We start from the raw sequence: 15,152 nt of genomic DNA, 5'->3' as shown, positions 1-15,152 counted from the left end.
GTTATACTGTGTTATGAAATTTTCTTTCCCTTATTTTTTCCCATATTAAGGTTCATGAAAACCAATGTGAGAATATAACACAAGGGAAAGAGTAAGGGAAAGCTCACTTGCTACAAACTTAGTATTTTCAAGGGTTTGCGAAGAATTTGATAATTAAATATAACAGTTATTAAATTTCCTAAAATATGTGAAATATCAACTGGAATTTGTTATTTATATCCTCTTAATAAATCTCTTTTGTTCTTTGTCATCTCTATATCCATTAGTCCTATAGAACTTATGCGCTTCAACTCGAGTGGTTCCAGAATTCAAACGAACAAAGTGAATATTTTTTTCTTCGCTCCATTGTTCAACAGCTTTCAATAACAGACTACCAATCCCTTTATGACGATATTCCTCAGCCACTGCCAAGCCCAGAATATTTACCATTGTATCATAATACAATACATCATACTTTTCTGCATGAACAAAGCCAACTACCATATTATTTATTTCCGCAATGAATACAATTTCTCTTGAATCATCCAATTTCTTCATTTTTGACTGCACTAATTCTATTCCGCAGGTATAGCCTAAATCCTCGCCACAAATCTTGCATATTGCAGCACTATCACTTGCCTTAGCTTTTCTAACCACAAACACTTATATCCTCCTATAAATTCCGATTTTCACGTTAGGTTTCATCCAAATATATTTCTATTTTGCTGAATACCTTATCTTTACAGAAATCAAACTCAGGAGTCTTTTTGATATAGCTGAATATATCTTCTTCAATATCCTCATTCCATATAGTTCGTTGAAAATCTTTATTTTCTTCCGTTGGAATATATAACACATCCACATGAATTTGATAATACTCTTCCTCATCATTAGGAAATTGTCTAACCAAAGAAAAGTTAAACATAGGTTTTCCTGTAAAAGAATAGGTTCCTGTTTCAAATAAAATCATATCTTCTTTAAGTGGCATATTACACATCTCTTCGAACACGCTTACTATGTGTTCCAGGCTAGAATTATCTGAAATGCTATTTTGCAAATATCCTAATAAACTTTCCTTTGATATCTTCTTAAATCTATCAAATAATCCCATTTGAACCCTCCTGTAATTTGTACTTATAGGCTCAGCATAAGCTCCCAATATCATGTGTGATATATTATTACAACCAAACTCTAACCCATGTTGTAATATCGTTCTGATTCCATAAAAGACTAAATAACCGCCTTGCCTATTTCCTCAGCATCTGCATCAGCAAATAATATAAATTCTTTGATGATTTCATCATATGTATATTGTCTTTTATGTGATTTTTTCATCGAATGTATTATATACTGATTATCTTCAGTGATTTTAACACGAACATAATGATTATTTTTCCAAAAAGATACTCGGCTTCTATATTTCGTATTTTTCTTCCATGCAGCATTTTCTTTTCGCTCATTAGGCGTCAGCGAAGATAAAGGACTGTTGACCAATATCATTTTGCGTTCTTATACGAAAGCAAAATATGGCTTGGCGCAAACAATATTGCTGCGATAAGCAACAGAATTGATCTGCTCATAATTCCACTAAACAAGAACAAAACTGAGGGAATAACAGATAGCGCCAGTGCTCTGAATATGCTGCTCTTCTTAAAGCAAATTATCCAAATTGCACAATACAACACTACTAATATCGCGTCCACAATAAGGTATATGGCAAATGCTTCGTCAGACCACCACCCGAACCATGTTCCAGGAATGTTAATTATCATAAAACCAAAGCAGCCAAACCTTCCTATCTGTTCTGCAACCTCAACAAATTTATTGCTCCATTTGTTTTGAAATCCCTCTTTGCATCTAACTGCAAAAATAATATTGGGTATCATAATAACTGCAATCATTATCAGTCCGAATATATTTAACCAGTCCATAACTTTCTCCATAAATTCACATCACCACATGCCCTTGTCTGGACGCACCACTGAATTTTATCTGATATTATCATAAAATCTCTGCAACACGATCGCCAACTCTTCCGGAGCTTCTATGTTTGCTTCATGACCTGTTTTCGCAAGTTCATGGAAACAGGCGTTGTTAAAATATTGGCAAAGTTCTTTTGAAGTTTTTTTGTTTGCAGCGTCCTTTTCCCCACAAATGAGCAATACCGGACAAGACACCTTATGCAGGGAGTCACTGAAATCCAATTCAGCCATCGTCCCGCACAGGCTGATAACATCCGCTTTTTTGAAACCCATTTTACTGAATGCCGAATTCGGCATAAGATGAAACAACATATTCTGAACTTTCAATAATTTTTGAGGCATTTTATACTGTGCTGCAATTAATACGAGCGACTTTACTTTATCTGGGTGGTCTATCGCATAATTAAGTGCCAAAACAGCGCCTAGAGAAAGCCCACATAAGACAATTTCATCGTTCACCTTGTCACATTCTGATGAGAATGCCGAATATAATTCCTTATATGTAGCAGATTTTCCTTCTAACATCTCTGCCAAACTTAATTTGACACTACTTTCCGATACCTTCGTTTCTTTTATTACGCTATTCCAACTGTCTGGTTTTTGTCCTAGTCCATGCAAATATAAATACTTCATATATTGTTGCTCCTCCTCATGTGGGGACGTTCCTTCTCAATAGAATTCCAGCCTGTGCTCCACCAGCTCACTTCCCTCATATACGAGCTTGAGTGAGAAAAATCTCTCCTCCCCTTCAAGCAACAGCTTCAGAAATATCGCATCCCCGCTCCACGTCGGAAGTGTTGGCACGATCTCTTTATCTATCCATTGAAGATCACCCTCATCGCATATCTGAACTTCCCCATCAAATCCATCTGCGGTGAACAGGCACATAAGCTCATTCTCACACTCATTGCTGATAAATGTCACCAGCCCTCTGAATCTATACGATGTAAGCGTAAGTCCCGTCTCCTCCTTTATCTCCCTGAGAAGGCAGTCTTCAGGACTCTCACCCTCCTCGGCATGTCCACCTACACCGATCCATTTGCCTTTATTAATGTCCTTCTCCTTCTTTGTCCTGTGGAGCATCAGGTATCTTCCATCTTTCTCTATGTAACAAAGTGTTGTCATCTTCATATTAACCTCCCAGGAACGTCCCTACTTATTCACTATGTATATTCCTGCGCACACCAAAACCAGCGACACCAGGCTTACCGGGCCAAGTGCCTGCGCACCCTCGCGGAGCAGCCATGCCGACAGTATCACGCCGAACACCGGATTCATAAATCCAAATACTGCAACTCTGGATATGGGATTGTACTTGAGCAGCATTCCCCACAGAGAATATGCCACCGCCGATACAAGAGCCAGATATATAAGCATCAAAACTCCTTCAGTGGATACAGTACTGAGTCTGCCTCCCATAACAAAACCGGCAGCCGACAGAATCATTCCGCCAAATATAAACTGGTAGCCACTGAGCATGACCGGATTGTGTTTTGCCGAATATCTCTTCAAAAATACCGATGAGAACGCATAAGCCACTGTCGACAGAAATATCGCACCCTCTCCTGACAGGCTCATCTGAAAGTTCATTCCGTTCATATTTATGAGGACAACTCCCGCAAATCCAACCAGACAGCCAAGCATCTTCTTCGCAGTTACATTTTCCTGATGGAATATGAATCCTGACACTATGATGGCAACGAATACATTTACTGCCTCTATGATCGAGGCCTTGACTCCGCTTGTGTGCGCGAGACCTATATAAAAGAACAGGTATTGTATGACTGTCTGCAGCATAGCAAGCCACACTATTTTGCCGGCGCAGCCCTTCTCCGGCTTTATGAACTTTCCTTCCAGCAGACTTCCAAATATCACGGCAAGGATTCCCGCCAGCACGAATCGCATACCGGCGAACAGTATCTGTGCCGACGTATCCGCACTCTCTATATTCCACAGTCCATAACCTATCTTTATACAAGGAAACGCACTTCCCCACAACAGGCAGCACAGCATGGCACCGAACCACACAACACTGGTCTTCTGCATCCATTTGTCGTTTATCTCTATCTTTTTCATATTTACTTCTCTCTCGTGTCTTTTATATCATAGACTAACAACATTATATACGATTATAACTGCCAGTCTATATTCTTTGCATTCTCAGCAAGCAGCAACCTGGTCGCAAGCTCTTCATCATCCAGTTCTACATAGTCACCATTTGCATAATATCTCCACTCGGCTGTCATCTTTTTCCCTGTAAAGTTCGTCTCCCTTATGACCCAGAACTGTTTTGGAGACAATCTCTCCTGATTATTTTTCATCAACGTATAGCACTCTGTGTACTTGCAATTCTTTACTAGTTCCTTGACATCCATAAATGTCTCACGATTCTGAACCTGACATATAAGCAGACTGCAATTCTTCTTTGGTTTTCTCTGTACCCTCTCAATGGATATATCAAACCATGAACACAGTATCATATATATCAATATGTATACAAACAAATATGCTATGGAAAATACGACATCACCTTTATCGCCAATAATCTTGTATAGGAACCATTTATTAAAATAGAACAGGATCACGCCAGTCAGAAATGAACATAAGATCAGATCTGTGAACCACTGGCCGGCTATGATCAGCCCATGTGTGTTACGTGAATCTGATAAAAAGCGCAGTATCCATAGAATCAACAGTGTGCCAACCGCCAACACAAGAGCCGCTATGCCAAGATGCACACCTGAGTCAAATATCCAATGCCAGTTAAGCGGCAATTTTATATGTTTTATATCTTGCAAGAGGTACTGCACATCAGGATTCCACACCGTATTGCCCCAATATATGAATCCCCATACTGCACCTATCACAAATAACAAAATCTCCTTTTTCCATCTTCCCCTCATAATGTACCTCCATTCTTAAGCATCTTTTATTGTATATATATGGAAAGTATATTTTTATACACGAAAAAAGTCAATTTTCTTTCCCCATTGGCGCGACTTGTTTTTGGCAAATATTTCTTCAATTATCTCCTCGTATATGATATGCTCTAGTTAGTTTATGCTAACCATATAGATTATTTACAAGGGGGATTACATGGAACAGAAAGAAAAAATTAAATACCAAAGGAACTGCCTGCTGGGCGCGCTCGGCGCAGCGCTCCTGATCGTGGGGGATCTGTGTATCAGCATAGTACCCGCATCACCCGCGGACAAAGGACTTTATGTGAGGGGGGCATATCTGAACGGGGATTTCCAGCTGTGGAGAGTGGCTCTGCTGCTTGTGACAGGTCTTGTCGGTATGTTCTTCTATGCATTTGGCATAGACGCCATATCGGAGCAGATACTTCCCAAGTACCGCAAGACGAGGGCACTCGTCAAATACGCAGGGCTCATGTATGTCGCGTCCGCCGCAACACTGCATTTTCTCGTGGGAACACTCGCTTACTGGGTAACCTATCTGTCTGAACACATTGGAAGAGAACAGGCCATCGCATATGTTGACGACTACTACAATCTGCTCTTTCCAGCCGTCAGCATAGTGTACATACCTACGGCACTGCTCATGCTCACAAGTCTTATATCGCTGCTGGCAGGCAGAACTGTCATGAAGAGGAGCATGATCGTATTTCACATCATCACATGGCAGCTTATATTTGTGCTCATTCCTGACATCAGACAGGCCATGGGCGCCGACATATCCACACTGGATTATGTATTCAGTCAGGCATCAGGAAACACCGCCTGCCTCATCTGGCTAGTTGCCAGCTTTGTATATTCTAAAAGAAACAGCAATTAACAACCGTCTCCAAACTAATTCAAACATATAAAAAGTTCCATGCATCTGCACCGTGCAGACACATGGAACTTTCTTATTACTCTATATTAACTTCAACCTACAGCATACCCTCTTTTATGATATCGTGGTCTCTCAGTACCTTTTCAATCACCGTGCCCTGGATCTTCTTAAGTATAGGTCTCTTGAGCTTGTTCAAAGGTCCAAGATTTATCTCAAGCGGAGATTTGCCATCCATGAGCTTCACGCTGCTGTCCAGCAGTTCACGGATATCGTACACACTTCCCCACACCTCAGGAACACCTCTGTCCACGCCGAGAAGTCCATACACAGCCTCCATGGCTGTTCTGACAGAATACTCTGTGGTGAACACTGTGTCACGAGGAGTGTCGGCGAACTGTCCGAGGAATGCAAAGTTGGTGCATCCATCCGGAATTACGTCTGGTCTGTCGCCCTTTGCCCTTGGCATGAAGAATGCGGTGATATATGGCATCATAGTTGGCACACAGACTGCGCTGTTTGTGGCCAGTTCCTCGATCTCATCTTCTGGCACTCCCAGATGATAGAGCCACTCCTCCGTGATCTCCTTACCGGTACAATCCTTCATAGGCTTCTTGATATAATCGCCCGGAACATCTGTGAACAGGCCATATACCCATACACACACCTTATCCTTGTCCTGGGTCTTGAACTGTCCCTGTCTGTTGATGGTCCAACTCATCAGCCAGCTTGAATCCTGACAGCTCACGATACCACCCGTGACAACCTTTCCTGTTCTCGGATCACGCTTGCAGATATCCACGATGTATGGGATGATCTTGTCGTCAAGCGTTGTTACTGTGGCCGACTCCCAGTTTGTCTTAGATATATCAGAACAGAACTTCTCAGGATGGCCAAATGAAGGATCCTGTGCAGCTATGTTCTTCCACAGGCTCCAGCAGCCGCTTGTTCTCACCTCTGCGTCACCATTTGGCGCATGATTCTGATCACCGTAGATAGTTCCCTCCGTGCAGCTTCCATTTGTGACAAATACAAGATCGTTCTCAGTGAGCGGGATCCCCTTCTCAGTTCCGTTTACCCTGCACTCGATGGTCTTTGCTATCTTCTTGCCGTCTCTCATGTCAAATATGACATTTGTGACCTCCGTGTTGTACTGGAATGTCACGCCCGCCGCCTCAAGATACTTCACCATCGGAAGGATCAGCGACTCATACTGGTTGTACTTCGTGAACTTGAGGGCCGAGAAATCCGGAAGTCCTGAGATGTGATGTATGAATCTCTGGAAGTAAAGTTTCATCTCCAGCGCACTGTGCCAGTTCTCAAATGCGAACATCGTCCTCCAGTACAGCCAGAATGTTGAATCAAATACCTCATCGTCAAATACATCCTCTATCGTCTTGTCATACAGATCCTCATCCTTTGTCATGAAGAGCTTCATGATTTCCATACAGCCCTTCTGGCTCAGATTGAATTTGCCATCTGTGTGGGCATCCTTGCCTCTGTTCACTGTTGCTCTGCACAGTGAGTAATTTGGATCCTCCTTGTTCAGCCAGTAATACTCGTCAAGAACCGATGCCCCTGGTGTCTCTATGGAAGGTATACTTCTGAACAGATCCCACAGGCACTCGAAATGGTTCTCCATCTCACGTCCACCTCTCATGACGTAGCCTCTGGCAGGATCAAATATTCCATCGCACGCACCGCCCGCTATATCCATGGCCTCAAGAATATGGATATGTGAACCCGGCATCTGTCCGTCACGTACAAGGAAGCAAGCTGCTGCCAGTGATGCAAGACCACTTCCCACTATATATGCGTTCTTGTCATCCACGCCCTCCGGCTTTCTCGGTCTGGCAAATGCCTCATAGTTTCCATTTGTATAATAGATTCCCTTACTGTTCTTCTCATGCTTTCCGCGCTCCGTATTGCGGTACTCAGCATGTTCAGCCGCAGCCTTCTCCTTCTGAACTTTTGCCTTATTACGATTTTTAACTGTGAGAGCTGCTGCTCCTGCGCCGGCTGCTGCCACCGCTGCTATCCCGATTCCCAATTTCTTCTTTGACATAAGCAATTCTCCTTTCAGTCTGCCGTCTATTTCCATCTCATGTCCCTATAATAGCTTACCCAATTTTTATTTCATATTTACAAAAAAAGTGGAATGATAAAAATTTTATCATTCCACCCGTTTTGTATAACCCTATATTGCATATGTACTCTAGTGATACCTCCTGTCGACGCCCTTCTGCCTGTAATATGCCGCCTTATTCTCGTACATTCTCTCATCTGCAGCCTTTACTATCTCGTCAAATGACTCCCAGTCCTTCTCATCACTTGACACATAGCCACATGATATCGATACGGATTTCACCAGCTGTCCAGACCATCCACGCACAACGTCATCAAACTCCTGCTGCACTCTCTTCAGCCTTCTGGTATTTACAAAGATGATGGCTGCAAATTCATCACCGCCCATCCTGTACACCTTACCATAGTTTCCAAAACACTGCTCCATACACTTGGCAGCTCCCTGAAGCAGTTCATCTCCAGCCGCATGTCCCAGGGTATCATTCACTGGCTTAAGCCCATTTACATCCATGGACACATACACATATACAGAATCTCCCGGCAGCTCCCTGACATCATCTATATATGCGCTCCTGTTATAACATTTTGTGAGCTCATCTGTATAAGACCGTCTTATCAGCTTCTGCTCCCGTTTCTTATCTTCATCTATGTTTCTGGTGGTAAATATGACTTTTAAAGGGCGTCCGTCCTCGTCAACATCTATCGATATAAATGACAGTCTGAACCATCCAAGATCCTTCACCATGAACTCACCTGATACAATCTTTTTCTTGATCAGTCTGTCCCCCAGACTATCCAGATCCATGAATTCCTGGGCACTTGCCTGATGTTCATCCACAACCACCTTATGAACGATCTTCCTCATAAGTTCCTTCGCCCCTGCTGCCCGCTCACCAGCCCTCAATATCAGGTCTCCTGCGGTATAGAGGGCAAATGTATCATGCCTAAGATCAAGCATATGCATGCTGTAATACATCCCCGACATGGATGTCAATATTGACAGCTGTTCATTTCTCTCCCGATTCGCATGTATCACCTTCATCACCATGCTTACCACCAGGCCGGCGGCAAAACACAGATACAGTGCCATGATAACCATGATTGCCATATTACTCCGGCTATTCACATCCATTCTATATATGACCCCGATCACATACTCTCCGGATCTTCGGAATACACATCTGTTTCTAAATCCATTAATCCTTCTTATGCCTGTAAAACTGTCTTCATCGTCCGGCAGCATATCATCAGTCACCGAAATGCCGATCTCATCAAGAGTAAGCCCTACTACCGGTTCATATGAACATCCATATATTTCTCCCGATTCGCCATCTGCCACTACAACACTCAGTCCATCATACATAGGCATATTGGCAACCACCGTGGATATCTCATTCTGTTTTACTTCATTCAGAAGTCTTCTCGGCTCGATTCCAACCTGTATCATCTTGGTTCCATCGTCGTTCCATGTTATTGCATACATCATCTTCTTACCCTTTGATGTGTTCGGAGTGACATCCTGACACATGGTGAGATTCTTATCATCCAGCATAGGCTTAAAATACGCCATCTGCTCCCCGGAATCAAAGCTATATCCAAAATATTCGGGATTGGTACCAGCATATATCACGCCATCCGTATTAAACAAATGCACCTCATCAACAGATATAAGTGCAGCAATCTTGCGGAGCTCCTCCACACCATCCGCTACCTCCGGCTTTGCATCAACTATGTACGCCACAGCCTTAGCCCTGACCATATAATCTTCCTTGAGGGAGTCTATCAGATCTTCCTCACTTGCCTTATTCTTCTCGATTACATTGCTGACCTGATCCAACAGCACCTGCGAGGTCCTGTCAAAACTCCTGTTATTGATAAAGCTGAGTATGACCGCCTGGATGACCATCGCAACCAGCACGATTCCCCCCGTTATCAATATTATCCCTGGCAATCTCTTTTTCATATCTGATGTTTGACTCATAAGCGCTCTCCCCGCATATCTCACAGTAATAGATTTCTTTATCCTGATCCGTCCTCTGCTTTTACATCTCGATTTCAAAATTATGAATAGAATTTGCTATATTTCCACGAAGCGTGGTGCTAAGCTGCTCCACTATTTTATGATAATCGTCCTTCATCCCCTTGTCTACCCAGTCAAGCATAATCCCCACAAATCCATACTTGTAAAAGTCTGCTATGAACTGCTTATCAGCCTCCGAGAGGTTATCCCCTTCGCATTTCTCTTCTACTACATCCGCTATGAGCTGATACGACAGCTTATACAGATAGTTTTCTATCTTAGCCTTATCCACCGACCTGTATATATTTGCGATAAATGGCTTGTTCTCCAGCACAGCCTCAAACACCTGTATCATGCCCTCCTGCCAGGTATCGTAGGTCTTCTTATCCTTCAGTGCCTGCTTGCCATCCTCTATGCACACCCACTCGGCAAGCTCATATATATCCTGAAAATGATAATAGAATGTCATCCTGCTTATCCCGCAGTCTCCGGTGAGATCCGCTATTGTTATCTTGTCAAATGGCTTGTCCTTAAGAAGCTTTTTCAGAGATACCTCAAGTGCTTTTTTAGTTGAATTTGCCATGCTTACCTCCTGTTATCCAAGTTGTACATATCATCCTTATAAACAAACATACTCATAAAAAACAATATTGCTTCTTATGAGTATATCTTAATATTTATTATATTCTTTTTTCGACAATTCTCTACTTAAAAATGTTATATTTCCTTATCTTTCTTCTGATCTTACGTCTGTTCTTCTCGTCTCCAAAGAAGCTGCTGAGCTTTTCAACAAACAATGTCAAATACCTGAACATAGATTCCGCCGCAAATGCAAATACAACCATGAGCAGGAAACATATGTTGGATATCGACTCTATGGCAAACAGCCTGCCGAGGAAAAGGCCACAGAACAGCAGTCCGATTATGTTGATAAGAAGTACACCATACTTCATCTTGTTGAACGGATGGCTGATCTTGATTATTATCATGAATCCGACAACCGCAAGAAGCATTGTGCCGGCTGTGGCTATGTCCTCACTCGGGAGGTTGAAGACCTGTCCGCAGATTACAAGTGCTCCGACCGACAACACATCCGTGAGTCCTGCAGGCAATGCTTTTAACATGACATTTACCATAAAGTTTCCCTCTATACGATTCCTGTTCGGCTCAAGTGCCAGCAGGAATCCCGGCAATCCTATGGTGAACATGCTTATGAGCGATATCTGTGATGGCTCCAGCGGATATGTGATCGCAAATATCGCTGAGAATATGGCCATCAGCAGTGAGAATATATTCTTAACAAGGAAGAGGCTTGCTGATCTCTGTATATTGTTGACCACCTGTCTTCCCTCAAACACCACATATGGCATACGTCCGAAATCCGAATCCAGAAGCACCGTCTGTGCCGCCTGCGCAGCCGCTTCACTTCCAGATGCCATTGCAATACTGCAATCAGCATCCTTCATTGCGAGTATATCATTTACACCATCACCAGTCATGGCAACCGTGTGTTTCTGTTTCTGGAGCGCCCTGACTATGAGCTGCTTCTGTTTAGGCGTAACTCTTCCAAATACTGTATATTTATCCACAGCCTCAGTTATATCCTTCTCAGACGCCAAAGTGGAAGCATCCACATAGTTCTCCGCTCCATCTATGCCTGCCCGCTTTGCCACCTCTGATACTGTGGCAGGGTTATCTCCGGATATGACTTTTATGGCAACGCCCTGCTCTTTGAAATATGTAAATGTGCTCTCTGCATTTTCCCTTATTGGATTTGAAAGCACTATATAACCAATAGGAGATATGCCTCCTAATGGTCTTACCGAACCAATAGAATCCTCTCCTGACTCCGCCATAAGAAGGACTCTGTATCCCTTGCTCTGGTACTCCTCTATCTCTTCGGATATCTCCTCATACCTATCCTTCATTATAAACTCCGGAGCACCAAGCATATAGTCTCCCTCGACAAATGACACCTTGCTGTATTTGTTCGCCGATGTGAAAGGCTGTGTCTTGAGCAGTGTCCTGCTGCCCTTCTCTATCTCATTCTTAGCCACATAGGCTCTGATTGCCTCCATTGTGGCATTGTTGTCCTCAATGACCGCCGAGTAATCCGCCAGCAGATGCGCAAATGCTCTCTTGTCCATCTCGGCATCGCCGCATCTGCCGCTTATCACCAGCTCTGTAACCTGCATACCCGGCTCAGTGATGGTTCCGGTCTTATCCACACAGAGTACATCGACTCTCGCGAGTGTCTCTATACTCTTCATGTCATGCAGTAACACTTGTTTCTTCGCAAGTCTTATTGTGCTGAGCGCAAGCGCAACAGTTGTGAGCAGATAAAGTCCTTCAGGGATCATTCCGAGAACCGCCGCAACCATCGATACAACACTCTTCTTGAATGTCTCTCCATTCATGATATACGCCTGGCAGAACAATATGATTCCCACTGGTATGATGATGATTCCAACCCATTTTACAAGTTTATTGATGTACCTGATCATCTCTGACTGCTCACCGTCACCCATGGCCTTCGCCTGGGCTGTGAGCTGTGATATGTATGACTCATTGCCCACCTTGTCAAGCTTGGCATAGCACTGCCCGGACACCACAAAGCTTCCAGACATGAGTCGATCACCTGATTTCTTCTTGATCTCATCCGACTCACCGGTGAGCAGGGCTTCATTTACCGATATACTGCCGCTGAGCACCGTAGCATCAGCACATATCTGATTGCCAGCCGACAGAATGATGATATCGTCCTTAACCAGTTCCTCTGATTGTATCTTCTGCTGTTCTCCGTCTCTCACAACTATCGAATGCGGCGCATTTAACATGCTCATCTTGTCAAGAGTCTTTTTGGCACGCAGCTCCTGAAATATTCCTATAACCGTATTGCCTATGATGACCGGCAGGAAAGTCAGATTCCTGAATGAACCAACGATACATAGCAGCACCGTAAGTATGAGGAATATAAGATTGAAGTATGTAAGCAGATTGGACTTGACGATCTGCCCCACTGTCTTCTGCGTACTTATATCCGTGTGATTGGTAAGTCCCTTGTCGATCCGTTCCCTTACTTCCTCCGATGTAAGGCCAATGATCGGGACTCCCCGTGTATCCAGATTGTTTTCTGAGTTTGTATCCAAATAAAACACCTCTTCCTGTGTATATGGTCGGCAAATGTTATGCATCGAGCAGCATTTTGCATCGACTGCCCTTGACATCCCATGATTTCTTTAACAAAGTTCTATTATAAGTACTCCAAGTAAGGTTATTCAAGGATGATGGCAGATATTTCATATTTTTTTAAGAAACCTTGTGTCTCCTTAACGACAAGCGGACAACCATCTGGTTTGAGATATAGTTGATGACTGAGTCGGCTAAACAAAATGAGCATAACACATTTCCCATCTGGGTATTATTGTGTTACGCTCATTTTTTATGCAAACCGCGAACCAGGCTTCGCATCTACATCATATTCTATTATCATAGCATAAGCCATATTTGATATATTGACTGCTCTATGGTCTCTGTCCCATCGCGCCCTCAAGTGTGATGGTCTCACCACTCATGTACTTGAAATCCGGTGATGCGAGTGCCACGCACGCACGTCCAATCTCCTTCTCTACGTCTCCGAAGTGTCCCATTGGCGGCATCTTTACATTTGCCTTGAACGCATCCGGATATGCCTTCTCAAAGTTCTCAAGCTGTGATGTCCATGCGAGAGGACATACTATATTGACATTTATTCCATCAGCTGCCCACTCTGTAGCTGCAACTCTTGTAAGGCCCCTAATGCCTTCCTTCGCTGCCGCATATGCGCACTGTCCGTAATTTCCAAAGAGGCCTGCACCTGATGCAAAGTTGATGACTGAACCCTTTGTCTCCTTCAGATATGGATAGCATGCCTGCATATAGTAAAATGCAGCGTAAAGACCTGAATATATGGCAAGGTCAAACTGTGCTGTTGTGTGATCTGCGATGGTAACGCCTGATGCAGATGCCTGCGCATTGTTGATGAGCACATCTATTCTTCCAAATTCCTTAACCGCCTGCTCCACAACGTTCTTGACAACGCTCTCATTGTCCGCACCTGCGTTTACATCAGCCTGTACTGCAAGAACCTTGATCCCATATTTGCTCTCAAGCTCTGCCTTTGCATCCTCAAGCTTCTGGACATTACGACCTGTAAGCACCAGATTGGCACCTTCCTTGGCATATGCTGTCGCTATTCCGTATCCGATGGATCCACAGCTTCCATCGCTGAGAACTGCACGTCCGCCTCCTGTTATTATCGCTGTCTTACCTGTTAAAAACCCCATAAGTATATACTCCTTTCCTGGCCATGACTACTTTCTTCACACCGCATAGATTTCTGTCAACCATAACATATATCTATAATTTCATAGCCCATGTCTATTATTATAGCCACACGGCCGCCCCAAAACAACACCTTCACATACCTTTAAATGAAAATATTTATGCATATCTTTCCTCAGAACACTGGTGATACAGCTTGCAGCAGTTTTATTGCTTCCTATGGTGTTTGGCATCAATGGAATCTGGTGTGCAGCTATCGCACTGCTCTCTATATCGCCCTATTCACTATGTTCTTAAGTTCCGGATAGCTGGACACAGCCAGTACATCCTCGTCCGTCTTGTTCTGCAGTGACAAATACCACACTGGTGTCATTCCGGCATTTTTCGCTCCCATGACATCCTTCTTGTAGCTATCGCCCACATAGATGACCTCATCATTCTTTACGCCCAGCTTTGTAGCTATCATATCAAACATCCTGCGGTTCGGCTTTTCTATACCAGCCTCCTCGCTTGTTATCATTGCGTCAAGTCTGCCCGTAAGTCCAAGTCTGTCTATCTTCCTAAACTGGATATGCGCAGTCATATCTGTACAGATACCAATCTTTATTCCTCTGGCTTTCATATCATCTATAAACTCCAATGCCCCGGGGAATATGGATATCTTGTTCAGGAAATTGTTCCAGAAATAGTTGTACACCTGCAGGTCATATCTAAATGGTGATACCCCCAGGATCTCCAGCATCTTCTGGAAGTACAGCACCCTATTGTGCTGCGCCGCCATATCCCAGGCAGAGAGCTGATCCTTTACCATGTCTCTGCCTTCTTCAAAGGCTTTCATCACTGTCACTTCATCTATATGAAGAAGTTCATTTGCCACATATCTCACAGTGTCTTCCACTGCCTTATCATTCTCGTGAAGGCAGTCGTATAATGTATCATCTAAATCAAATACTATTGCTCTTATCATA

Annotated in this window: 15 protein-coding genes; 1 reads left to right on the top strand and 14 read right to left on the bottom strand. The window is 43.4% G+C overall.

Annotation, left to right across the window (positions count from 1 at the left end; genetic code table 11):
- Window positions 1-213: 213 nt before the first annotated feature.
- From DWW70_RS13590 to DWW70_RS13555, 8 genes are all read right to left on the bottom strand, one after another.
- Window positions 214-642, bottom strand: a complete 429-nt coding sequence (locus tag DWW70_RS13590) for a GNAT family N-acetyltransferase (protein WP_199669335.1) — start codon at window positions 640-642, stop codon at window positions 214-216.
- Window positions 643-673: 31 nt separating this feature from the next.
- Window positions 674-1,090, bottom strand: a complete 417-nt coding sequence (locus DWW70_RS13585; RefSeq protein WP_022216316.1) for a hypothetical protein — start codon at window positions 1,088-1,090, stop codon at window positions 674-676.
- 119 nt (window positions 1,091-1,209) lie between these two features.
- Window positions 1,210-1,479: a hypothetical protein gene (locus tag DWW70_RS13580; RefSeq protein ID WP_022216317.1), complete on the bottom strand. Its 270-nt coding sequence runs from the start codon at window positions 1,477-1,479 to the stop codon at window positions 1,210-1,212.
- The gene (locus DWW70_RS13575) at window positions 1,476-1,922 is read right to left on the bottom strand and encodes a hypothetical protein (RefSeq protein ID WP_004853452.1); all 447 of its coding nucleotides are present in this window, start codon (window positions 1,920-1,922) and stop codon (window positions 1,476-1,478) included. The genes DWW70_RS13580 and DWW70_RS13575 overlap by 4 nt, the downstream gene beginning before the upstream one ends.
- 45 nt (window positions 1,923-1,967) lie before the next feature.
- Window positions 1,968-2,594: an alpha/beta hydrolase gene (locus DWW70_RS13570; RefSeq protein ID WP_118650057.1), complete on the bottom strand. Its 627-nt coding sequence runs from the start codon at window positions 2,592-2,594 to the stop codon at window positions 1,968-1,970.
- Between the two features lie 36 nt (window positions 2,595-2,630).
- Complete coding sequence (locus DWW70_RS13565; RefSeq protein WP_015534100.1) at window positions 2,631-3,092, bottom strand: NUDIX hydrolase; 462 nt, start codon at window positions 3,090-3,092, stop codon at window positions 2,631-2,633.
- A gap of 21 nt (window positions 3,093-3,113) precedes the next feature.
- Complete coding sequence (locus DWW70_RS13560; protein WP_055223564.1) at window positions 3,114-4,037, bottom strand: DMT family transporter; 924 nt, start codon at window positions 4,035-4,037, stop codon at window positions 3,114-3,116.
- A 53-nt stretch (window positions 4,038-4,090) separates the two neighbouring features.
- Window positions 4,091-4,864: a hypothetical protein gene (locus tag DWW70_RS13555; protein WP_004851542.1), complete on the bottom strand. Its 774-nt coding sequence runs from the start codon at window positions 4,862-4,864 to the stop codon at window positions 4,091-4,093.
- A gap of 193 nt (window positions 4,865-5,057) precedes the next feature.
- Here DWW70_RS13555 and DWW70_RS13550 point away from each other — a divergent pair, with 193 nt between their 5' ends.
- Entirely contained in the window at window positions 5,058-5,759 is a 702-nt protein-coding gene (locus DWW70_RS13550) for a DUF6796 family protein (protein ID WP_004851544.1), read from the top strand.
- Window positions 5,760-5,856: 97 nt separating this feature from the next.
- Here DWW70_RS13550 and DWW70_RS13545 read toward each other — a convergent pair whose 3' ends face one another.
- The 6 genes from DWW70_RS13545 to DWW70_RS13520 all read right to left on the bottom strand — a co-directional run bounded on the left by DWW70_RS13545 (window position 5,857) and on the right by DWW70_RS13520 (window position 15,151).
- Entirely contained in the window at window positions 5,857-7,821 is a 1,965-nt protein-coding gene (locus tag DWW70_RS13545; protein WP_118650056.1) for an oleate hydratase, read from the bottom strand.
- A 150-nt stretch (window positions 7,822-7,971) separates the two neighbouring features.
- The gene (locus tag DWW70_RS13540) at window positions 7,972-9,822 is read right to left on the bottom strand and encodes a GGDEF domain-containing protein (protein ID WP_118650055.1); all 1,851 of its coding nucleotides are present in this window, start codon (window positions 9,820-9,822) and stop codon (window positions 7,972-7,974) included.
- Window positions 9,823-9,883: 61 nt separating this feature from the next.
- Window positions 9,884-10,444 (bottom strand): TetR/AcrR family transcriptional regulator, encoded by a 561-nt coding sequence (locus tag DWW70_RS13535; RefSeq protein WP_117550511.1) that lies wholly within the window; start codon window positions 10,442-10,444, stop codon window positions 9,884-9,886.
- A gap of 121 nt (window positions 10,445-10,565) precedes the next feature.
- Window positions 10,566-13,055: a cation-translocating P-type ATPase gene (locus DWW70_RS13530; RefSeq protein ID WP_199669336.1), complete on the bottom strand. Its 2,490-nt coding sequence runs from the start codon at window positions 13,053-13,055 to the stop codon at window positions 10,566-10,568.
- Window positions 13,056-13,385: 330 nt separating this feature from the next.
- A complete protein-coding gene (locus DWW70_RS13525) occupies window positions 13,386-14,186 on the bottom strand; it encodes an SDR family NAD(P)-dependent oxidoreductase (RefSeq protein WP_004851555.1) in 801 nt (266 codons plus the stop codon).
- Between the two features lie 266 nt (window positions 14,187-14,452).
- Window positions 14,453-15,151 (bottom strand): HAD family hydrolase, encoded by a 699-nt coding sequence (locus DWW70_RS13520; protein WP_118016811.1) that lies wholly within the window; start codon window positions 15,149-15,151, stop codon window positions 14,453-14,455.
- Between the last annotated feature and the right edge of the window lies 1 nt (window position 15,152).

The organism is Coprococcus sp. AF16-5, assembly GCF_003479365.1.
GTDB lineage: Bacteria > Bacillota > Clostridia > Lachnospirales > Lachnospiraceae > Coprococcus > Coprococcus aceti.
This window is presented reverse-complemented; position numbering and strand designations above follow the sequence as displayed.

Bases quoted from the DNA above. Each gene is read 5' to 3' on its own strand.
- DWW70_RS13520 (WP_118016811.1), bottom strand. From the start codon at position 15,151: ATGATAAGAGCAATAGTATTTGATTTAGATGATACATTATACGACTGC.
- DWW70_RS13535 (WP_117550511.1), bottom strand. From the start codon at position 10,444: ATGGCAAATTCAACTAAAAAAGCACTTGAGGTATCTCTGAAAAAGCTT.
- DWW70_RS13580 (WP_022216317.1), bottom strand. From the start codon at position 1,479: ATGATATTGGTCAACAGTCCTTTATCTTCGCTGACGCCTAATGAGCGA.
- DWW70_RS13530 (WP_199669336.1), bottom strand. From the start codon at position 13,055: ATGCATAACATTTGCCGACCATATACACAGGAAGAGGTGTTTTATTTG.
- DWW70_RS13525 (WP_004851555.1), bottom strand. From the start codon at position 14,186: ATGGGGTTTTTAACAGGTAAGACAGCGATAATAACAGGAGGCGGACGT.
- DWW70_RS13560 (WP_055223564.1), bottom strand. From the start codon at position 4,037: ATGAAAAAGATAGAGATAAACGACAAATGGATGCAGAAGACCAGTGTT.
- DWW70_RS13585 (WP_022216316.1), bottom strand. From the start codon at position 1,090: ATGGGATTATTTGATAGATTTAAGAAGATATCAAAGGAAAGTTTATTA.
- DWW70_RS13555 (WP_004851542.1), bottom strand. From the start codon at position 4,864: ATGAGGGGAAGATGGAAAAAGGAGATTTTGTTATTTGTGATAGGTGCA.
- DWW70_RS13550 (WP_004851544.1), top strand. From the start codon at position 5,058: ATGGAACAGAAAGAAAAAATTAAATACCAAAGGAACTGCCTGCTGGGC.
- DWW70_RS13570 (WP_118650057.1), bottom strand. From the start codon at position 2,594: ATGAAGTATTTATATTTGCATGGACTAGGACAAAAACCAGACAGTTGG.
- DWW70_RS13545 (WP_118650056.1), bottom strand. From the start codon at position 7,821: ATGTCAAAGAAGAAATTGGGAATCGGGATAGCAGCGGTGGCAGCAGCC.
- DWW70_RS13575 (WP_004853452.1), bottom strand. From the start codon at position 1,922: ATGGAGAAAGTTATGGACTGGTTAAATATATTCGGACTGATAATGATT.
- DWW70_RS13540 (WP_118650055.1), bottom strand. From the start codon at position 9,822: ATGAGTCAAACATCAGATATGAAAAAGAGATTGCCAGGGATAATATTG.
- DWW70_RS13565 (WP_015534100.1), bottom strand. From the start codon at position 3,092: ATGAAGATGACAACACTTTGTTACATAGAGAAAGATGGAAGATACCTG.